At 74.4% G+C, this 19,305-nt stretch carries 18 protein-coding genes; 10 read left to right on the top strand and 8 right to left on the bottom strand.

The window, feature by feature from the left end; genetic code table 11:
• Window positions 1–501: 501 nt before the first annotated feature.
• Complete coding sequence (locus AB0K65_RS30395; protein ID WP_365722177.1) at window positions 502–1,422, bottom strand: DUF3027 domain-containing protein; 921 nt, start codon at window positions 1,420–1,422, stop codon at window positions 502–504.
• Window positions 1,423–1,878: 456 nt separating this feature from the next.
• On the opposite strand from AB0K65_RS30395, the gene AB0K65_RS30390 reads away from it, so the two are divergent.
• From AB0K65_RS30390 to AB0K65_RS30375, 4 genes are all read left to right on the top strand, one after another.
• A complete protein-coding gene (locus tag AB0K65_RS30390; protein WP_365722175.1) occupies window positions 1,879–3,243 on the top strand; it encodes an MFS transporter in 1,365 nt (454 codons plus the stop codon).
• 128 nt (window positions 3,244–3,371) lie between these two features.
• Window positions 3,372–3,851, top strand: a complete 480-nt coding sequence (locus AB0K65_RS30385) for a DUF2771 domain-containing protein (protein ID WP_365722173.1) — start codon at window positions 3,372–3,374, stop codon at window positions 3,849–3,851.
• A 7-nt stretch (window positions 3,852–3,858) separates the two neighbouring features.
• Window positions 3,859–4,839: a futalosine hydrolase gene (locus tag AB0K65_RS30380; RefSeq protein WP_365722171.1), complete on the top strand. Its 981-nt coding sequence runs from the start codon at window positions 3,859–3,861 to the stop codon at window positions 4,837–4,839.
• A complete protein-coding gene (locus tag AB0K65_RS30375; RefSeq protein ID WP_365722169.1) occupies window positions 4,836–5,693 on the top strand; it encodes a 1,4-dihydroxy-6-naphthoate synthase in 858 nt (285 codons plus the stop codon). The genes AB0K65_RS30380 and AB0K65_RS30375 overlap by 4 nt, the downstream gene beginning before the upstream one ends.
• A gap of 22 nt (window positions 5,694–5,715) precedes the next feature.
• On the opposite strand, the gene AB0K65_RS30370 is transcribed toward AB0K65_RS30375, so the two are convergent.
• On the bottom strand, window positions 5,716–6,099 hold the full coding sequence (locus tag AB0K65_RS30370; protein ID WP_365722167.1) for a cold-shock protein: 384 nt from the start codon (window positions 6,097–6,099) through the stop codon (window positions 5,716–5,718).
• Between the two features lie 159 nt (window positions 6,100–6,258).
• Between AB0K65_RS30370 and AB0K65_RS30365 the strand changes: the two genes are divergently transcribed.
• The gene (locus tag AB0K65_RS30365) at window positions 6,259–6,528 is read left to right on the top strand and encodes a hypothetical protein (RefSeq protein WP_365722165.1); all 270 of its coding nucleotides are present in this window, start codon (window positions 6,259–6,261) and stop codon (window positions 6,526–6,528) included.
• A gap of 48 nt (window positions 6,529–6,576) precedes the next feature.
• On the opposite strand, the gene AB0K65_RS30360 is transcribed toward AB0K65_RS30365, so the two are convergent.
• Both AB0K65_RS30360 and AB0K65_RS30355 read right to left on the bottom strand, forming a co-directional pair.
• On the bottom strand, window positions 6,577–7,218 hold the full coding sequence (locus AB0K65_RS30360) for an HAD family hydrolase (protein ID WP_365722163.1): 642 nt from the start codon (window positions 7,216–7,218) through the stop codon (window positions 6,577–6,579).
• A gap of 90 nt (window positions 7,219–7,308) precedes the next feature.
• Entirely contained in the window at window positions 7,309–8,244 is a 936-nt protein-coding gene (locus AB0K65_RS30355) for a hypothetical protein (protein WP_365722161.1), read from the bottom strand.
• A 63-nt stretch (window positions 8,245–8,307) separates the two neighbouring features.
• On the opposite strand from AB0K65_RS30355, the gene AB0K65_RS30350 reads away from it, so the two are divergent.
• A complete protein-coding gene (locus AB0K65_RS30350; protein WP_365722159.1) occupies window positions 8,308–11,058 on the top strand; it encodes a helicase C-terminal domain-containing protein in 2,751 nt (916 codons plus the stop codon).
• Between the two features lie 133 nt (window positions 11,059–11,191).
• The gene (locus AB0K65_RS30345; protein WP_365722157.1) at window positions 11,192–12,316 is read left to right on the top strand and encodes an amidinotransferase; all 1,125 of its coding nucleotides are present in this window, start codon (window positions 11,192–11,194) and stop codon (window positions 12,314–12,316) included.
• A gap of 24 nt (window positions 12,317–12,340) precedes the next feature.
• Here the strand turns inward: AB0K65_RS30345 and AB0K65_RS30340 are convergent, their stop codons facing one another.
• On the bottom strand, window positions 12,341–12,736 hold the full coding sequence (locus tag AB0K65_RS30340; protein ID WP_365722155.1) for a hypothetical protein: 396 nt from the start codon (window positions 12,734–12,736) through the stop codon (window positions 12,341–12,343).
• 138 nt (window positions 12,737–12,874) lie between these two features.
• Here AB0K65_RS30340 and AB0K65_RS30335 point away from each other — a divergent pair, with 138 nt between their 5' ends.
• Window positions 12,875–14,518: a DNA repair helicase XPB gene (locus AB0K65_RS30335; RefSeq protein WP_365722153.1), complete on the top strand. Its 1,644-nt coding sequence runs from the start codon at window positions 12,875–12,877 to the stop codon at window positions 14,516–14,518.
• An 83-nt stretch (window positions 14,519–14,601) separates the two neighbouring features.
• On the opposite strand, the gene AB0K65_RS30330 is transcribed toward AB0K65_RS30335, so the two are convergent.
• Window positions 14,602–14,817 carry a hypothetical protein gene (locus AB0K65_RS30330; protein WP_365722151.1) on the bottom strand — a complete coding sequence of 72 codons (216 nt, stop codon included), beginning with the start codon at window positions 14,815–14,817 and terminating at the stop codon, window positions 14,602–14,604.
• A gap of 232 nt (window positions 14,818–15,049) precedes the next feature.
• On the opposite strand from AB0K65_RS30330, the gene AB0K65_RS30325 reads away from it, so the two are divergent.
• Both AB0K65_RS30325 and AB0K65_RS30320 read left to right on the top strand, forming a co-directional pair.
• Complete coding sequence (locus AB0K65_RS30325; RefSeq protein ID WP_365722149.1) at window positions 15,050–17,107, top strand: UvrD-helicase domain-containing protein; 2,058 nt, start codon at window positions 15,050–15,052, stop codon at window positions 17,105–17,107.
• A 93-nt stretch (window positions 17,108–17,200) separates the two neighbouring features.
• A complete protein-coding gene (locus AB0K65_RS30320) occupies window positions 17,201–17,587 on the top strand; it encodes a VOC family protein (protein ID WP_365722147.1) in 387 nt (128 codons plus the stop codon).
• Window position 17,588: 1 nt separating this feature from the next.
• Here AB0K65_RS30320 and AB0K65_RS30315 read toward each other — a convergent pair whose 3' ends face one another.
• Both AB0K65_RS30315 and AB0K65_RS30310 read right to left on the bottom strand, forming a co-directional pair.
• A complete protein-coding gene (locus tag AB0K65_RS30315) occupies window positions 17,589–18,296 on the bottom strand; it encodes an alpha/beta fold hydrolase (protein ID WP_365722145.1) in 708 nt (235 codons plus the stop codon).
• 309 nt (window positions 18,297–18,605) lie between these two features.
• Window positions 18,606–19,295 (bottom strand): copper homeostasis protein CutC, encoded by a 690-nt coding sequence (locus AB0K65_RS30310; RefSeq protein ID WP_365722143.1) that lies wholly within the window; start codon window positions 19,293–19,295, stop codon window positions 18,606–18,608.
• Window positions 19,296–19,305: the final 10 nt, after the last annotated feature.

Raw genomic sequence — 19,305 nt, 5'->3', positions numbered from 1 at the left:
CGAGCGTGCGTGCCAGGCGTCGCGGGGCAGGCGGGACTTTCGAAACACGCCCTAGCGGCCCGTCAGGTCGTCCCGGCGACCTCGGATCGGCGAGGACCGCCCCGGATCGCCCGGATCGCTCCCGCCCGGCGTACGAACGGATGCGGCCACCACCCCGGTACGGCCCAGCGTCCAGGTCCGGGGTCCGGTCGGTCGGACCGACCGGACCCCGGAGCCGGGGCGTAGGTCCGATCCACCGGACCGACGGGCACCCGGAGCCGGGGCGTAGGTCCGATCCACCGGACCGACGGGCACCCGGAGCCGAGCCGTACGCGGGCCAGGCCCGGACCGCGGCTCACCCGGACGGAGGCCCTCCGGAAACCGCGACCCACCCCACCGTCCCGGGGGAGCGTCCGGGAAGTGTCGGCGACCGACGACGACGCGCCCGGGGGCACCTCCCGTGCCCGAAGGGCTAGGGCGTGCGGGGCGTCGCGGCCCAGGCGGGACGGTCGCGGACGCGACCTAGGAGTGGCCCAGGTCCTCCGGGGTGCCGTCCGGTTCGGAGACCGAGCCGGAGTCCTTGGCCGGGCGCAGGGGGAACTCGTCCGTCGCCATCGAGTCGTGGACCGGTGGCGCCGGGCGCGGGGGCTTCGGCATGACCGCGGCCTCGGAGTGGCCGCCGCAGCCGTAGGCGAGGGAGACGACGCGCCCGTCGGCCGGGGAGAACTCGTTCGCGCACACGCCGAACGCCTGCTTCAAGGAGCCCGCCAGCGGCACGAGGAACGCGCAGGACTCGCAGGACGCCGGCGCGGCCTGCGCCATCGGCGTCTTCGCGCCGAACGCCTCGTCCCAGCGGTCCGCCGCCACGTGCAGCCCGTACCGCGACAGGACCCGCGCCCTGCGCATGCCCAGTTCCTCGGCGACGGAGGCGATCGCGCCCCGCGACGGCGTACGGGAGACGATCTCCGCGTCCTCGGCGTCCAGGTGGTCCGCCATCTCCTCGGAGACCGGGCTGTTCGGCGGCGGGGCGTCCTCGCCGGTGTAGCCGGGTTCGAGGCGCAGGTCGTCCTGCTCCGTCGGCAGCAGGTCGCCGGGCCCCATGTCGCCCGGGCGCAGCCGCTCGCTCCACGGCACCCACTCGGGGGCCAGGAGGGCGTCGGAGCCGGGCAGGAGCACGGTCTCGTCGAGGGTGACGTCCTTGGCCCGGGAGGCACGGGCGACGGTCACCGCCCAGCGCCAGCCGCGGTAGCCGAACTCCTTGCACTCGAAGAAGTGCGTGACGACCCGGTCGCCCTCGGCGACGACCCCTACATGCTCCCCTACGATTCCGGGGGCGGCTGCCTCCTCGGCGGCCTCCCTCGCGAGGTCGACCGCCTCGGCGCACAGGCGGTCGGGGGTACGCGGGGTACGCGGGGTACGGCTTCGCGTCGTCGCAGCACTCACAGGTCTCGCTTCTCTCCTACGCCGTCTCACGGGTGCGCCGGCCGAGGAGCGGGAGCGATATCACCGGGCGGCGGGCGGAGCGGACCAGAGGGCCGCATCGACGTCCGCACCCGACATGTCTCGCGTGTCTCGGGCACACCTATCGTCATCCATTCTGCGGGATGCCGAAGAGGCGCGCGGCCGAGAACTTCCGCCGGTGGCGCGCTACGCACGCTACCCCCTCCGCCGCCCGGCGCCCACCTGCCCGTCCCAAGTGGCCCGTATCCCGGACGTCCCAGGGGGTTTCGCCGGGGCGGACGGGTGGTCCGGGACGGCCCCGGAAGACCCGCGGAGATCGCGAAAGATCGCGGAAGATCCCCGGAGATCGCGGGAGATCGCGTCCGGGCGGGGCCCTGCCCGGACGTCGTAGGGCCGCGCTTCGGTTCGTACGGGAGGGGTGTGGGGCACTATGACGGGGTGGCAGCCGCACGGTCGTCCGCACGATCCCACGATCATGCCGGGCCGCTCCGCAGAGCGGGCCGGTCGGTCGGGCGCGCCCTGCGCCGGCCGTTCACGGGCACGGCGCGAGGGATCAGGAAGGCGACCCACGCGCACGGCGCCGGTGAGTCGGGTCTCGGGAAGCTGATCGAGCTGCACGCCGTGAACGGCGCCGGCGACGTGATGATCACCGTGGCGCTCGCCTCCACGGTGTTCTTCTCCGTGCCGACGGACGAGGCCCGCGGCCGGGTCGCGCTCTACCTGGCGATCACCATGGCTCCCTTCACCCTGCTGGCCCCGGTCATCGGCCCGCTCCTCGACCGCATCCCGCACGGGCGGCGCGCCGCGATGGCCGGGGCGATGCTGACCCGGGCGGTCCTCGCCCTCACGATGTCCGCGGTGGTGGCCACGGGCGGCATCGAGCTGTACCCGGCGGCCCTCGGCGTCCTCGTGGCCTCCAAGGCGTACGGAGTGGTCCGCAGCGCGGTCGTGCCACGTCTCCTCCCCCCGGGCTTCTCGCTGGTCAGAGCGAACTCCCGGGTCACCTTGGCGGGTCTCCTCGCCACCGGCATCGCCGCGCCGATCGGGGCGGGACTCCAGCAGATCGGCCCGCCCTGGCCGCTGTACGGGGCGTGCGTGCTCTTCCTGCTGGGGGCGTTCTGGGCGTTCCGCATGCCGCACAAGGTCGACTCGGCGAAGGGCGAGCGCCGGGCGCACCTGCTGACGCACGGAGAGGAGAAGCCGAGTCTGCGGACCGTCGGCCCGGCCGTGCTGCACGGTCTCCAGGCCAACGCCGCGCAGCGTGTGCTCTCCGGCTTCCTGATCTTCTTCCTGGCCTTCCTGCTGCGCGAGCACCCGCTGGGGGACCAGAGCGCCGCGGTCTCCCTGGCGATCGTGGGCGTGGCGGCCGGTGTGGGGAACGCGTGCGGCACGGCGGTCGGCTCGCTGCTGCGCGAACGCGGCCACGGGCCGGAGGTGATCATCGCCACGATGATCACCATCGTGCTCGCCACGGCCATCTGTACGGCCGTCTTCTTCGGCGGGGTGATGGTGGCGGTCCTGGGCGCGGTGGCGGGCCTCACCCAGGCGCTGTCGAAGCTCTCGCTCGACGCCCTGATCCAGCGGGACGTGCCGGAGGTGGTGCGGACGTCGGCGTTCGCCCGCTCGGAGACGTTGCTCCAGATGGCGTGGGTGGTGGGCGGCGCGATCGGCATCTCGCTGCCGCTGAACGGGACGCTGGGCATGGCGGTCGCGGCGGGCATCCTGGCACTGGGCGCGCTCCTCGCGGTCCGGGGCCTGCTGAAGGCGGCACGGCGGCCCCTGCCGCGCAAGCGACCCGCCTGAGCCGAGCCCGGACACGGCCCGGGACAGGGTCGGGGCCGGCGGAGCGCGGCGGGGCCGGGTGGGGCCGAAAACGCGGCGCGCCGCACCCCCGCGTGGCGTAGCTCGACACGCCCGATAGCCTTCGGGCCATGACCGTTGCGTTCTTCACCGGCTCGCGCCGCCGGGCCGCCGTCGCCCTCGGGGCCGTCGCCGCCGGCCTCCTCTCCCTCTCGGCCTGCGACAAGCCGACTCCGCTCGCGACCCTGACGGTCGGGACCGATTCCGTGCACTCCGAGGCCTCCTGCTACAACGACGGCGACGCCATCAAGGAGTCGCAGGTCCAGCAGTGCCTCAACAAGAAGCCCGAGAAGACCCTCACCGTCTCGATGGACGACAAGATCCGGTTCGGTGTCGACCCGGAGATCGCGGAAAAGGGCTGGACCATCTTCCTGGGCGGCCAGCAGGCCGAGCCGGAGCCGTACAAGAAGACGTACCGGACCATTCCGGCCAGCGCCTTCTTCTCCAGCCAGACCGGTGAGAGCACCGACAAGTCGCAGGTCACGATCGTCGAGACCGACGGCAAGAAGCTGACCGGCATCTGGCACTTCGAGCTGAAGAAGGACTCCTGATCCGCCGGTGGTCCTCAGGATCCTGATCGTGACGGCCGTGGCGGCGGAGGCGGACTCCGTCGCCGCCGGCCTCACCTTCGGCGGGCCGGGCTCGGGTGAGCACCCGCTCCCGGGCGGCTTCGTGCTGCGCCGCCATGCGCGTACGGCCCCGGAGACGGCGCCCCCGCCGCCCTCCGGCCCGCACCCCGGCGCCCGCCCGGGAACGCCTGCCGGATCCGACGCCATGCCCGCCCGCGGAACCGACACAGGACCCGCCGACGGAGCCGCCCCCGGTTCCGGCTCCCGCTCCCCCTCGCGAACCGCCTCCGGCTCCCAGGAGCCCGGGCACGTCCTCGTCGACGTCCTCGTCGGCGGCGTCGGGCCGGCCTCGGTCGCCGTCGCCACCGCGACCGCCCTCGCCTGGGCGTCCCGCGAGCACGCCTCGCCTTCCGCCGCTGGGGACCCCGGCCCGCCGACGCCCCCGCCCGCCACCGCGCTCCCCTACGACCTCGTCGTCTCCGCCGGGATCGGGGGCGGCTTCCAGCCGGGCGCGCCGATCGGGTCCGTCGTCGTCTCCGACGCGATCGTGGCCGCCGACCTGGGGGCCGAGACCCCCGACGGCTATCTGGCCGTCGACGCACTCGGCTTCGGCCGGTCCGTGCACCGGGTGCCCGAGCAGGTGACCGGGCGGATCTCCGCCGCGCTCGCCGGCGGCGGGCAGCGCCACACCGTCGGGCCCGTGCTCACCGTCTCCACCGTCACCGGCTCCGCCGAGCGCGCCGCCGAGCTGGCGAGGCGTCACCCGGGCGCCGTCGCCGAGGCGATGGAGGGGTTCGGCGTGGCCGAGGCCGCCGCCGCGTACGGCGTGCCCGTGGTCGAGATCCGGGCGGTCTCCAACGCCGTGGGCCCGCGGGACCGGGGAGCCTGGCGGATCGGCCGGGCCCTGGACGCCCTGCGCGTCGCCTTCCAGCTGCTCAGCCACTCCGTCCTCGTGGAGCCCGCCCCATGACACCCAAGCTCAAGATCGCGTACTCGCCCTGCCCGAACGACACCTTCGTCTTCGACGCCTGGGCTCACGGCCGCCTGCCCGACGCGCCGCGGCTCGACGTGACCTTCGCCGACATCGACCTGACCAACGGGTGGGCCGAGAGCGGCTCCTCCCCGTACGACGTGCTGAAGGTCTCGTACGCCGTCCTGCCGTGGGTCCTCGACGAGTACGCGCTGCTGCCTTGCGGCGGCGCCCTGGGCCGTGGCTGCGGACCGCTGGTGCTCACCCGGGAGGAGGGCGCGGGCGCGGACCTCGCGGGCAAGACGGTGGCGGTGCCGAGCGAGCGCTCGACCGCCTATCTGCTCTTCCGGCTCTGGGCGGCCGACGTGGTCCCGGGAGGCGTCGGGAACGTCGTCGTCATGCCGTTCCACGAGATCATGCCGGCCGTGCGGGACGGGAAGGTCGACGCGGGGCTCGTCATCCACGAGGCCCGTTTCACGTACCGGGACTACGGCCTGCACGCCCTCGCCGACATGGGCGCCCACTGGGAGGACACCACCGGCCTGCCCATCCCGCTCGGCGCGATCATCGCCAAGCGCTCCCTGGGCGCGGACACGCTGCGACGGCTCGCGGACACGGCCCGCGCCTCCGTGCGGATGGCCTGGGACGACCCGGCCGCCTCCCGGCCGTACGTCCTGGAGCACGCGCAGGAGATGGACCCCGCGGTGGCGGACCAGCACATCGGGCTCTACGTCAACGAGTTCACGGCCGACCTCGGCGAGGCCGGCTACGCGGCGGTCCGCGGCCTGCTCACGCGCGCCGCGGCCGAGGGGCTGGTGCCGCCCCTCGGCCCGGACGCGCTGGCGTTTCCCTGAGACCCCGAGGGCTCCGCGCGGCTCACACGTCGAGCTGGTCCGCCACCGCCCGCAGCAGGCCCGCGATCTTCTTGCCCTGCGCCTTTTCGGGGTAGCGGCCCCGCTCCAGCATCGGGGTGATGTTCTCCAGCAGCGTCGTCAGGTCCTGGACGATGGACGCCAGTTCGTCGGGCTTACGGCGCTGCGCAGCGGCGACGGACGGGGTCGGGTCGAGAACGGTCACGGAGAGCGCCTGGTCGCCGCGCTGCCCGGCCACGACGCCGAACTCCACGCGCTGCCCGGGCTTGAGCGCGTCGACTCCGGCAGGGAGCACCGACGAGTGGACGAAGACGTCGCCGCCGTCGTCGCGGGAGAGAAAGCCGAAGCCCTTCTCGCTGTTGAACCACTTGACCTTGCCGGTAGGCACGTCTGTCCTCGTCCTCGTACTCGATGGGTGCGCCGGGAGTCCGGCTCGGGATAGCAAGACAGCGGGTCACCCGACCCGCCGGCACCAGGCTAATAGGCATCCGGCTGCTGACAAGACGTCGCCGGTTTGTTCCTCCGGCCGGGGAACTACCCTGGCCGAATGCGTAGTGAAACCCCTTCGGCCCCCTCGGACGACAGCGCCCCGGGTGACGGACTCGTCCGGGCCGGTGCGATCGTCTTCGTCATCGGCGCGGTGGCCACCCTCGTCACGGTCGCCCCGCTCTTCCTGGGCACCGATCCGTTCCCGCCCGTCGCTTACGCGGTGTGCATGCTGATGGGCGTCGGATTCCTCGTCGCGGGCGCCGGCGTGCTGCGGTCGATCGCGGCGCAGCGGCGGCAGGCACGGGGAGCGGCCGTCCCGGGACGGTAGCGCCTGCTCCGGGGAGCCGCCGGCGCGGGGGCGGGGAGGCGGGGGCGGTCAGGGACGGCCGGCGGAGCGATACGCCTCCAGCCAGGCACGGAAGCCCCTCAGGTCGGCCAGGACGACGTCCGCGCCGGCCGCGCGCAGCTCCGTCTCGTCGCACGGGCCCGTCGCCACGGCCACCGACAGGGCGCCCGCCGTCGCGGCGCCCCGGACGTCTCCGACGTGGTCGCCGACGTACACGCTCGCGCCGTGCTCGCGCAGCGCCTCCGCCTTGCCCTCGGCCCACAGGCCGCCGATCACGGCGTCCGGGTCGATGCCGAGGTGGGTGAGGTGGAGCTTGGCGTGCGCCTCGTTCTTGGCGGTCACGACGATCGTCCGGCCGCCCGCGTCGTGAACGGCTTGAATCGCATCCCTCGCGCCGGGCAGCGGGAGCGACGGCCCGATCGCGTACGTCGGGTAGAGCGCCCGGTACTGCGCGACCCGCTGCTCGATCTCCTCCTCCGGGAACCAGTGCGCCAGCTCGTGCTGGAGCGGGGGCCCGAGCCGGGAGACCGCGAGGTCGGCGTCGATGGCCACACCGGTCTCGGCGGAGAACGCCTCGTAGGCGGCCTTGATGCCGGGGCGGGAGTCGATCAGCGTCATGTCGAGGTCGAAGCCGACGGTGAGCGGGAGTCGTGGCAGCGTCATGCGGCCCATTGTGCCCAGACGTTCGAATCGGTCCGCCGCCCCGCGCTCGCCCCGTCCCCGCCGGGGCGCGCCCCCCTTGGCCTGGGGCGGGCCGCTGCCTCAGAGCCGGCGGGCGCGCCAGAGCAGGAAGAGGGACGAGGCGACGGCCGCCGCGCGCAGCACCCACGGCCAGGTCTCGGAGAGGGCCGCGCCCATCGCCTCGCCGCCCTGGGCGATCGGTGCGCCCCAGCGGCCCTCGACGCGGCCCCAGATCCAGACGGCGCCGGCGGTGAGCGTGAGCCCCGGCAGGATCACGACCGCCCACCGGGCCTCGGCGCGGGTCAGGCGCCGGGAGGCGTAGGCGAGGAGCCAGCCGGCCGCGAGGGCGACCAGGGAGCCGAAGGCGGCTCCGCCGAGGAGCAGCAGCGCGGCCAGCACCAGGAAGGGACTGCCCAGCCGCAGGCGGCGCGGGCCGGGCGGGGCGTCGGTGGCGGGCACGGGGTCCGCGGCCGGTACGGGAGCCCGGCGCCGCAGCCGTGCCAGAGGGCGCGTCCAGCGGCGCCCGGCCGGCTCCGCCTCCGGTGCCCGCGGGCCCTCCGTACCCTCCTCCGCCTCGTCGGCCGGCGGCTTCAGCAGCTCCGGGATCTCCACCCCGCCCCTGAACCCCGGCACCAGCTCGTCCCCCGGCCGGGCCGGGGCCTCGGTGCTCCACCAGTCCGGCTCGGTGTCGGCGGCCCCCACCTCGTCCTCGCCGGCCAGATGCGGCGGGGTCGGCCACCGGTCCTCCGTGCGCGGCTTCGGCACCGCGGGCGGCTCCGGCGCGAGCGGGCGCCCCGTCGCCCGGTCCACGACCTCGTCCGGGGTTCCCAGCGCGGCGAGGATCCCGCGCACCGCCCCGGGGTCGCCCTCGGCGTCCGTGGCGCGCCGACGGTCGATCTCGTTCCGGAGGGACGACACGAGCCGCATCCGTGACGCGGACGGAAGCTGCCGTTGCTGCGCCAGATCGCCGACCCGGCTCAGATAGTCGAAGACCAGCTGGTCGCTCTCGATCCCCACAATGCCCCTCCGCAGCCCGTACGCCCCGACGTTAGCGCCTGCGCAGGGGCTAACGTGGGGCGGATGGGGATCGGTGAGCTCGATCGGGAGGCGCACGTGCCCGCAGAATCCAGTGCCGCCACTGCGCCGCGCACGCTCGCGGAGGCGCTGCGCGCCCGGGGGGACGAAGGGCTCGCCGCGCTGCTGCGCGCGCGCCCGGACCTGCTCTCCCCGGTGCCGAACGACCTGACGCAGCTCGCCACCCGGGCCGGGACCCGCGCCTCCGTCGTCCGCGCCCTGGAACGGCTGGACCGGTTCGCGCTCCAGACGGCCGAGGCGCTGGCCGTGGCCCCGGACCCCGCGCCGTATCCCGTGCTCCTCGCCCTGCTCACCGGCGACGACGGGGACGCGGAGATCGAGGCGGCGCTGCCGCGCGCGGTGGAGGCGCTGCGCGAACAGGCGCTGGTCTGGGGCGAGGACGACCGGCTGCGGCTGGTGCGGACCGCCCGCGAGCTGCTCGCCCCCTCGCCGCAGCACCCGTCCCCGACCGGGCTGGGGCCGACGGTCGCGGAGGCCACGGCCGGGATGTCGCCCGGCCGGGTCCAGGAGATCATCGCTGCGGCGGGGCTGCCGGCGACCCACGATCCGGTGTCGGCGGTGGCGGCGCTGACGGGGCTGTTCACCGACCGGGAGCGGATGGGCGAGCTGCTCGACACGGCGCCGTCGGACGCCCTGGCCGTCCTCGACCGGCTCGTGTGGGGGCCGCCGTACGGCGAGGTGTCGGCGAACCCGGCGCCGCCCGTGCGCTGGCTGCGCGACCGGGGCCTGCTGCTGCCGGTGTCGACCCGCACCGTCGTGCTGCCGCGCGAGGCGGCCCTGCACCTGCGGGGCGGCCGCGCGCACCGGATGCCGGAGCCGCATCCTCCGGTGCTGTCCGTGGTGCGGGAGTACCGTCCACAGGTCGTGGACAGCGCCGCGGCGGGCCAGGCGCACACCGCCCTGGCCACGGTCGAGGAGCTGCTGAAGGGCTGGGACCAGGGGGGGCCGGCCGTCCTGCGGGCGGGCGGCCTGTCGGTACGGGACCTCAAGCGGACGGCCGCCGCCCTGGAGGTCTCCGAGCAGGCCGCGGCGTTCTGGCTGGAACTCGCCTACGGCGCGGGGTTGCTGGCCTCGGACGGCGAGGCGGACGAGCGGTACGCGCCCACCCCCGCCTACGACGACTGGCTGGACCTTCCGGCGGCCGAGCGCTGGGCCCGGCTCGCCGTCGTCTGGCTCACCGCGACCCGCACGTCCGGGCTGGTCGGCGGCCAGGACGCGAAGGGCCGCACCCTGTCCGCGCTCGGTCCCGACCTCGACCGCGCCATGGCCCCGGAGGTGCGCCGCCGGGTGCTCGCCCTGCAGGCCACCGTGGAGCCGGGATCGGCGGCGGACCCGGAGACGCTGCTGGCCAGGCTGCGGTGGGAGCGGCCTCTGCGGTCCCCGTCCGCCGGGGGGCCGGGCGGAGCCGCAGGGCGCGCGGCCCCGGCCGTCGGCGCCCCGGCCGCGAGCGGGCCGCTCGGCGGCGGCACGGCCACAGCGGCGACGGCCGCGACGGATCCGCGCACGGCGACCGGCACGAGCACCGGGGCGGGACCGGCGGCGGGATACGGGGCGGGACAGGGGATCGGCTCCCACGCCGGCTCCGGCACGCCCGGCCGTCCCGCCCACACCCCCGACCTGCGGTCCCGGATCGCCCTGTGGACCCTCGAAGAGGCCGAGATGCTCGGCGTCACCGGCCGGGGCGCCCTCTCCTCCCCCGGACGTGCGCTGCTCAACCTGCCCCTCGCCGAGGCGGCGCACGAGCCGGTGAGCGGCGGCGGGGTCGAACTGTCGGTGGCGGCGGGCCGCGCGGCGACCCTGCTCGCGCCGCTCCTGCCCGAGGCCGTCGACCACGTCCTGCTCCAGGCCGACCTGACGGCCGTCGCCCCCGGCCCCCTCCAGCGCCCGCTCGCCGACATGCTCTCCGTCCTCGCGGACGTGGAGTCGAAGGGCGGCGCGACGGTCTTCCGTTTCACCCCCGGTTCGGTCCGCCGCGCCCTCGACGCCGGCCGCAGCGCGTCGGACCTGCACGACTTCCTGACCGCCCACTCCCGTACGCCGGTCCCGCAGCCCCTCGCGTACCTGATCGACGACGTGTCACGCCGGCACGGGCATCTGCGCGTCGGCGCGGCGTCGGCGTACGTCCGCTGCGACGACGACGCGCTCCTCGGCGAGATCATGGCCGACAAGCGGTCGGCTTCCCTCCGGCTGCGGCGTCTCGCGCCGACCGTCCTGGCCGCGCAGACCGACCCGGCGGCGCTGCTCGACGGGCTGCGGTCGATGGGCTACGCCCCCGCCGCGGAGTCCGCGGAGGGCGATGTCCTGATCACCCGCGCCGACGCCTACCGCACGCCCGCGCGCACCGCGCCCGTGCCGGTGCCGGACGGGCCTCCGGTGCCCGACGCGACCCTGCTCGGCGCGGCGGTCCGGGCGATCAGGGCCGGGGACCTGGCCGCCACGGCGGTGCGCAGGGAACGCCCCGACGGCGATCCGGGCCGCCCCGCGCCCACCGGCGGCGAGCTCCCGCGCACCTCGCCCGCCGAGACCCTGGCCACCGTCCAGGCCGCTGCCATGACCGGCTCGGCCGTCTGGATCGGCTACGTCAACGCGGAGGGCGCCGCCAGCCAGCGGGTCATCGCTCCGGTCCGGGTCGAGGGCGGTTTCGTGACGGGCTACGACCACACGGCGGACGAAGTCCGCACGTACCCCCTGCACCGCATCACGGGCGTCGCCGAACTGGCGGAGGACCAGGTGTAGGGACCACGGCCCGCCCCAGGGAGGGCGGCCGGCCCGGCCGAGATCCCGTCCGGCCGGTCATGCCGCCGCTTTCCGCGACACGACGGATACATTGAGTCACCGTCCTGTCTCTGCGAGCGAAAGCGGTCGGGCATTGGTGTCGGCACCGGCGGTCACAACGGACAACGCTGCGGAACCCCTCGTCTCCCCGGTCAACTCGCACAACGAGTGGGACCCGCTGGAGGAGGTCGTGGTCGGCCGTCTCGAGGGCGCGGTCATCCCGCCCACCCATCCGGTCGTGACCTGCAACATCCCCCCGTGGGCGGCACGGTTGCAGCGCCTGGCGTCCGGGCGGCGCTATCCGCGCGCGCTGATCGAGTCCGCGCAGGAGGAGCTCGACGGGTTCGTCGCCCTCCTGCGGTCCCTGGGCGTCACGGTCACCCGCCCGGACCCGGTCGACTACAAGCGGCGCTTCGGCACCCCCCACTGGTCGTCGCGCGGCTTCTGCAACGCCTGCCCCCGCGACAGCATGCTCGTCATCGGCGACGAGGTCATCGAGACCCCGATGGCGTGGCCGTGCCGCTACTTCGAGACCCACTCCTACCGAGAGCTCCTCAAGGACTACTTCCGCCGCGGCGCGCGCTGGACGTCGGCCCCCCGGCCCCAGCTCACCGACGAGCTGTTCGACGCGGACTTCCGCATCCCCGGGCCCGGCGAGCCGATGCGGTACATCCTCACCGAACACGAGCCCGTCTTCGACGCGGCCGACTTCATGCGCGCCGGTCGCGACCTCTTCGTCACCCGGAGCAACGTCACCAACCGCATGGGCATCGAGTGGCTGCGCCGCCACCTGGGACCCGGCTACCGCATCCACGAGATCGAGAGCCGCTGCCGCACGCCCATGCACATCGACACCACGTTCGTCCTGCTCGGCCCCGGCAGGGTCATGGTCAATCCGGAGTACGTCGACGTCGACCGCCTGCCGGACGTCCTCGACTCCTGGGACGTCCTGGTCGCCCCCGAGCCCGACCCGATCGACGAGCGCCTGCTCAAGCTCACCTCGATGTGCGGCAAATGGCTCAGCATGAACGTCCTGATGATCGACGAGAAGCGGGTGATCGCCGAGCGGCACCACACCGGGACGCTGCGCGCGCTCGAAAGGTGGGGGTTCGAGCCGATCCCCTGCGACCTGCTGCACTACGCGCCCTTCGGCGGCTCGTTCCACTGCGCGACGCTCGACGTGCGGCGGCGCTCCACACCCGACTCGTCCGTCCGCTGAGCGGCCTCCCCCTCCGGGGGCGTCCTACGCGGTGATGTTCCCCGTCAGCAGCATGACGAGGAGCACGCCCCAGCCGACGGTGGCGACCAGGAGCGGGAACCCGAGCGCGAGCACGCACCCCGAGACGCCCAGGCCGACGCGCGCCGGGCGCCGGCGCCGGGTGCGGGCGCCGAACCAGGCCGGGAGGATCAGCGCGAGAGAGGCGGCGAGGCTCCCGGCGAAGAGGAACGAGCCCGGAGCGAAGAGACTGTCCGTCCGGGCCGCCAGGCCCGCGAGGAGGGGCGCCGCCACCGTCGCGCCCAGCGGCACCACCCACCACCACGGGTCGGGCGCGTCGCCGTGGCCGCCGCGCGCGGGGTGAGCCGTGGGGAAGCCGTGGGTGCCGGGCGGGCTCCACCGCGGCCGGGTGCGGTTCGTCATACGCCCAGTCCACCGCCCCGGGCCCCGTGGCGCGCAGCGGGCAGGTACTCACACCGCGCGTCGCCCGTACTCATCCGCGATGCGGGACACTGGGTGTTTGGCCGTTACCGGAACGGCACGGGAAGGACCTGATCAAGCGTGAACGGACCTCTCATCGTCCAAAGCGACAAAACCCTGCTCCTGGAGGTCGACCACGAGCAGGCGGACGCCTGCCGCCGCGCCATCGCCCCCTTCGCCGAGCTGGAGCGGGCCCCCGAGCACATCCACACCTACCGGGTGACCCCGCTCGGACTGTGGAACGCCCGCGCGGCCGGCCACGACGCCGAGCAGGTCGTCGACGCGCTGGTGGAGTTCTCCCGCTATCCCGTGCCGCACGCCCTGCTCGTGGACATCGCCGAGACGATGGCCCGCTACGGCCGGCTCACCCTCTCCAAGCACCCCACCCACGGCCTCGTGCTGACCACCACCGACCGTCCCGTCCTGGAGGAGATCCTCCGCTCCAAGAAGGTCCAGCCGCTGGTCGGCACGCGGATCGACCCGGACACGGTCGCCGTCCACCCGTCCGAGCGCGGGCAGATCAAGCAGACGCTGCTGAAGCTCGGCTGGCCCGCCGAGGACCTCGCCGGATACGTGGACGGCGAGGCGCACCGGATCGACCTCGCCGAGGACGGCTGGGCGCTGCGTCCGTACCAGAAGCAGGCCGTCGAGGGGTTCTGGCACGGCGGCTCCGGTGTCGTCGTGCTGCCCTGCGGCGCGGGGAAGACCCTGGTCGGAGCCGGTGCGATGGCGCAGGCGAAGGCCACGACGCTGATCCTGGTCACCAACACCGTCTCCGCCCGGCAGTGGAAGCACGAGCTGGTCAAGCGGACGTCGCTGACCGAGGACGAGATCGGCGAGTACAGCGGTACGCGCAAGGAGATCCGGCCGGTCACCATCGCCACGTACCAGGTGCTGACCACGAAACGGAAGGGCGTCTACCCGCACCTGGAGCTGTTCGACTCGCGGGACTGGGGCCTGATCGTCTACGACGAGGTGCACCTGCTGCCGGCGCCGGTCTTCAAGTTCACGGCGGACCTGCAGGCGCGGCGGCGGCTCGGCCTGACCGCGACCCTGGTCCGCGAGGACGGCCGCGAGTCGGACGTCTTCTCGCTGATCGGCCCGAAGCGGTTCGACGCGCCGTGGAAGGAGATCGAGGCGCAGGGCTACATCGCGCCCGCCGACTGCGTCGAGGTCCGGGTCAACCTCACGGACTCGGAGCGCCTGGCGTACGCGACCGCCGAGACCGAGGAGAAGTACCGCTTCTGCGCGACGACGGCGACGAAGCGGAGGGTGACGGAGGCCCTGGTGCGGAAGTTCGCCGGCCAGCAGATCCTCGTCATCGGCCAGTACATCGACCAGCTGGACGAGCTGGGCGAGCACCTGGACGCGCCGGTCATCAAGGGCGAGACGTCCAACGCGCAGCGCGAGAAGCTGTTCGAGGCGTTCCGCCAGGGCGAGATCAGTGTGCTCGTGGTGTCGAAGGTGGCGAACTTCTCGATCGACCTGCCGGAGGCGACGGTCGCGATCCAGGTGTCGGGCACCTTCGGTTCGCGGCAGGAGGAGGCGCAGCGCCTGGGCCGGGTGCTGCGGCCGAAGGCCGACGGACACCAGGCGCACTTCTACTCGGTGGTCGCCCGGGACACGATCGACCAGGACTTCGCGGCGCACCGGCAGCGGTTCCTCGCCGAGCAGGGGTACGCCTACCGGATCATGGACGCGGACGAGCTGCTCGCGGACGGCTGAGCCGGGTCGCGGCGGACGGAACGCGGCGGACAGGAGAGGCCGGTCGGGGCGGACGGGGCGCGCGCACGCGGCCGTGGCGGCGGTCAGTCCGGGTCCGCGACGCGGCCGGGCCGGGGGTTTTCGACCCCGGCCTCCTCCGCGTACCGGCCGAGGAGGACGACGTCGACGGCCGCGCCGCCGAAGACGCGTATCGCGCGCAGCGTGGTGGACACGGGGCGGGAGGCCGCGCGGGCAGCTCGGCCGGAGGCCGTGCGGGTGGCGGGGATCGACGAGGCCGGGGTGAAGGTCGCTGAGGTCATACCCCCATGATGGATTTCGGACATTCCGAACACATCGCCCTGGAGGTGGAGCCCGGGTCCCCCTCGCGTCGGACCCCGACCCCTACGGGTCGTCCACGGCGGAAAACCGTTCGCCCCTCCCGTACGCGGAAGCTACACTCTCCGACTTCCCCGCCTCCCTCCGTGGAGTGCCGCCGTCCGGCCGGAAACCGGCGGCCGCCCCGTCGTGTCCGCATCTCCTGGAGGCACCGCCATGTCCGCTCCGGACGACCCGCTCGCGCGCGAACGCGCCCATCTCACCGCGTCCCGCGCCGCCCTGCGCGCGATGCGCGAGGACGCCGAGGCGCTGGACATCAAGGACGTCACCGCGAACTGGGTCAACGCGGTGGTCCTCCAGGCGCAGATCGAGGAGCGGATCAAGGCCCTCGCCGATCTCGCCCACACCCCGCTCTTCTTCGGCCGGCTGGACTATCTGCACACCACCCAGGAGGGGCAGCGCTTCTACATCGGGCGCCGGCACGTCCACGACGCCGACGGCGATCCGATGGTGATCGACTGGCGCGCCCCCGTCTCCCAGCCGTTCTACCGGGCCTCGCGGAAGGACCCGCAGGACGTCGGGCTGCGACGCCGGTTCGGCTACACGGGCGGTGACCTCACCGCGTACGAGGACGAGCACCTCACCGACCCCGGGGAGCCGGCGCGCACGAGCAGGCTGCTCCAGGCGGAGATCGAGCGCCCGCGTGTGGGCCCGATGCGGGACATCGTCGCCACCATCCAGCCCGAGCAGGACGAGATCGTACGGTCGGGGCTCTCCGGCACGGTGTGCGTGCAGGGGGGGCCGGGCACCGGCAAGACGGCCGTGGGCCTGCACCGTGTCGCCTACCTCCTCTACGCGCACCGCGAGCGCCTCGCCCGCACCGGCACCCTGGTCATCGGGCCGAACCGGTCCTTCCTCCACTACATCGAGCAGGTGCTCCCGGCCCTCGGCGAGCTGGAGGTGCGGCAGGCGACGGTGGACGACCTCGTCGGGCACGTGGAGGTCCGCGGGACGGACGAGGCGGCGACGGCGGTCGTCAAGGGCGACGCCCGTATGGCGGAGGTGCTGAGCCGGGCGGTCCGGTCCCATGTCACGCTGCCCACCGAGCCGCTGACGGTAGTGCGCGGCTCGCGCCGGTGGCGGGTCCCCGCGTACGAACTGGAGGAGATCGTCCGGGAGTTGCTGGAGCGGAACATCCGCTACGGCGCCGCACGTGACGCGCTTCCGCAGCGGATCGCGCACACGGTGCTGGTGCGGATGGAGCAGGCGGGCGAGGCCCCGGACGACCGGGTGCAGGAAGCGGTGGCGCGCACCCCGGCGGTGAAGGCGGTCGTGAAGGCGGTCTGGCCGGCGGTCGACCCGGCGAAGCTGGTGCTGCGGCTGCTGAGCGACGCCGACTTCCTCGCCGCCCACGCGGAGGGTGTGCTGAGCGCCGACGAGCAGAAGCTGCTGCTCTGGACGAAGCCCGCCCGTTCGGTGAGGTCGGCGAAGTGGTCGCCGGCGGACGCGGTCCTGATCGACGAGGCGAAGGACCTGGTGGAGCGGACGCACTCGCTCGGCCACGTGGTCCTGGACGAGGCCCAGGACCTGTCCCCGATGCAGTACCGGGCGGTGGGCCGGCGGTGTTCGACCGGCTCGGCGACGATCCTGGGCGACCTCGCCCAGGGGACGACGCCGTGGGCGACGGAGAGCTGGGCGCAGGCGCTGGGACACCTGGGGAAGCCGGATGCGGTGGTCGAGGAGCTGACGGCGGGCTTCCGCGTGCCGCGCGAGGTCATCGCGTACGCCTCCCGGCTGCTGCCCCACATGTCCCCTGGCCTGGCGGCGGTCGAGTCGGTCCGTGAGAACCCCGGTTCGCTGACGGTCCGCGAGATCGAGGGGGACCTGGACGCCGAGGTCGTCGCGGCCTGCGTCGCCTCGCTCGCGCACGAGGGCTCGGTCGGCCTGATCGCCGCCGACGCGCGGATCGCTCCCCTGGCGGAGGCGCTGGCCGCCGCCGGCCTGTCGTACCTCTCCCCGGGCGAGGAGACCACGGCCGAGTCCCGGCTGACCCTGGTCCCGGCCTCCCTGGCGAAGGGCCTGGAGTACGACTACGTGGTCCTCGACGACCCGGCGGCGGTCGTCGACGGCGAACCGGACGAGCGGACGGGTCTGCGGCGCCTGTACGTGGCGCTGACCCGGGCGGTCTCCGGCCTGACGGTGCTGCACTCCTCGCCGCTGCCCCGCCAGCTGGGGCAGGCGGCGGAGGGCTCCCGAGGGGACGCTCACCGGTAGCCGGGCGGCGGTCCGGCGTCCGGCGGCGGAGGCCCGGCGTGCCCGGCGGCACAGGGCCGGTGTCCGGCGGGCCTGCTTCGTACACTGGCCGGCATGGCATGCCGCATCAGTGAGCTGGTCCTCGAAGCCGCCGACCCCGAGCGGCTCGCCGCGTTCTGGAGCGAGGTCCTCGGCTATACCGAACTCGGCCGGGAGGCCGACGGAAGCATCGAGATCGGGCCGCCCGACGCCGGATTCGGGGGCCCGCAGGCCACTCTCGTCATCAGTCCCAGCAGCGAGCCGAGGACCGGGGGTCACCGCCTCCACTTCGACGTGAACGCCACCGACCGCGACCAGGCCGCCGAACTGGAGCGGCTGCTCGCTCTCGGCGCCACGCCCGCCGACGTCGGCCAGACCGGCACGGAGGACTGGCACGTCCTGGCCGACCCGGAGGGCAACGTCTTCTGCCTCCTGCGCCGCCGGCTCCAGCCGCTCCCGTAGCTCAGGTCGCGAGGAAGGCGCGCACGCCCTCGGAGACGGTGTCGTCGCCGAGCAGCGCGTTGTGGTCGAGGCAGCCGGCGGCGTTGTTGGCGGCGCCGGTCAGCGGCACGCTGCTGTCGGGGGCGACGACCTCGTCGCAGTTCGACCACCAGGTGGCATAACGCACCGGCCCCGGGGTCTCGTCGCCTTCCGCGAGCCGCTTCTGGACGTAGGAGCCCGGCGTCATGTCCCGGCATGCCTGGTCCCACAGGGCGCAGGCCCAGGCGGTGCCGGTGCCGTGGTTGGGGCCCGCGAGCGAGACCCAGTGGGCGACGGAGGACGGGCCGGCGGCGTCGAACTTCACGTACCAGCGGGTGACGAGGCTGCCGAAGGAGTGGGCGACGAGGTCGACGCGGCTCGCGCCGGTCCGCCGCTTGACGTCCTCGACGTACGCGGCGAGCCGGCCCGACAGGACCTCGTTGACGGACTGGTGGGTGTCGTAGCCGAACGAGAACAGCTCGGCGTCGGTGTACCCGTCGGCCCGGAGGTCCTCGCGCAGACCGCCCCAGACGCCGGGGTCGGCGTTGTAGCCGTGGACGAGGACGACGGGTGTGCGGGCGGCCGTGGCGGTGGCCCGGGCGGTGGCGGCCGGGCCGAGCAGAGCCGCGAGGACGACACCGGCGGCGAGCAGCGGAGCGAACCTGACGCGGAGCACACGGAGCTTCGACACTGTTCCTCCGATGCGGTGTCACGCATGAGCGGTGAGGAGCATGGTGGGGCCTGCGGGCTGAGATGAACAGCCCTCTGCGAGAAGGGAGTTCACCGCCGACCCCGCCGACTCCGGCTCCTCACACCCCGGCGGCGAACTCTTGGCCAAGGGGCCGGCGCTCTTGGACCGGGGGGGCTCTTGGCCAGGGGGACGGCGCTCCTGGGCCGGAGGCTCCCCGGCCGGAGGGCTCTTGAGCCGGAGGCTCCCCGGCCGGAAGGCTCTTGAGCCGGAGGCTCCCCGGCCGCCGCGCCCCTCACCGGCCCTCGCCCGCTACGCGTCGATCGCCTCGCGCCAGGTGCGGACCGCGTCCGTGGAGACCGGGTGGGTCCAGCCGTTCGGGCGGGCCGCGCCGCCGATGTGGAAGGCGTCCAGGCCGGCCGCGCGGAGTCCGGGGAGGTGGTCGAGGCGGAGGCCGCCGCCCACGAGGATCCGGGGCTCGTAGCCCGGCTCTCCCGCGCGCGCCGCCTCGGCCTTGAGGACCGGGAGGCCGTCGTCGACGCCCGTCGCCGCGCCCGCGGTCAGGTAGGTGTCGAGGCCGGGCAGGTCCGCGAGCTGCTTGCGCAGGGCGTCGCGGTCGGCCGCCCGGTCGACGGCCCGGTGGAAGGTCCAGCGGCAGCCCTCCAGGACGGCGATCAGCCGCTCGACGGCCACCAGATCCACGTCGCCGTGCGCCGTCAGGAAGCCCAGCACGAACTCGTCGGCCCCGGCCTCCCGCAGCTCCGAGGCGCGGGCGACCAGGGCGTCCACGTCGCCCGCCGCGAAGCCGTCCGTCAGCCTGAGCATCACGCGGAGCGGGATGTCCACGGCGGCGCGGATCGTGCGGAAGCCGGTCAGGCTCGGGGTCAGCCCGTCCGCCGCCATGTCGGTGACCAGTTCGAGACGGTCCGCCCCGCCGGCCTGGGCCGCGACCGCGTCCCCTTCGTCGAGGGCGATCACCTCAAGGACTGCACGGTTGCTCATCGAGCCCATT

The organism is Streptomyces sp. NPDC053755, from assembly GCF_040677675.1.
Classification (GTDB): domain Bacteria; phylum Actinomycetota; class Actinomycetes; order Streptomycetales; family Streptomycetaceae; genus Streptomyces.
Note: the sequence above shows the minus strand (reverse complement) of the source record. Positions and strands in the feature narration are given on the sequence as shown.

Coding starts and splice junctions, on each gene's coding strand:
- AB0K65_RS30385 (WP_365722173.1), top strand. CDS start 3,372: ATGACCGTTGCGTTCTTCACCGGCTCGCGCCGCCGGGCCGCCGTCGCC.
- AB0K65_RS30375 (WP_365722169.1), top strand. CDS start 4,836: ATGACACCCAAGCTCAAGATCGCGTACTCGCCCTGCCCGAACGACACC.
- AB0K65_RS30365 (WP_365722165.1), top strand. CDS start 6,259: ATGCGTAGTGAAACCCCTTCGGCCCCCTCGGACGACAGCGCCCCGGGT.
- AB0K65_RS30360 (WP_365722163.1), bottom strand. CDS start 7,218: ATGGGCCGCATGACGCTGCCACGACTCCCGCTCACCGTCGGCTTCGAC.
- AB0K65_RS30350 (WP_365722159.1), top strand. CDS start 8,308: ATGGGGATCGGTGAGCTCGATCGGGAGGCGCACGTGCCCGCAGAATCC.
- AB0K65_RS30340 (WP_365722155.1), bottom strand. CDS start 12,736: ATGACGAACCGCACCCGGCCGCGGTGGAGCCCGCCCGGCACCCACGGC.
- AB0K65_RS30330 (WP_365722151.1), bottom strand. CDS start 14,817: ATGACCTCAGCGACCTTCACCCCGGCCTCGTCGATCCCCGCCACCCGC.
- AB0K65_RS30325 (WP_365722149.1), top strand. CDS start 15,050: ATGTCCGCTCCGGACGACCCGCTCGCGCGCGAACGCGCCCATCTCACC.
- AB0K65_RS30320 (WP_365722147.1), top strand. CDS start 17,201: ATGGCATGCCGCATCAGTGAGCTGGTCCTCGAAGCCGCCGACCCCGAG.
- AB0K65_RS30310 (WP_365722143.1), bottom strand. CDS start 19,295: ATGAGCAACCGTGCAGTCCTTGAGGTGATCGCCCTCGACGAAGGGGAC.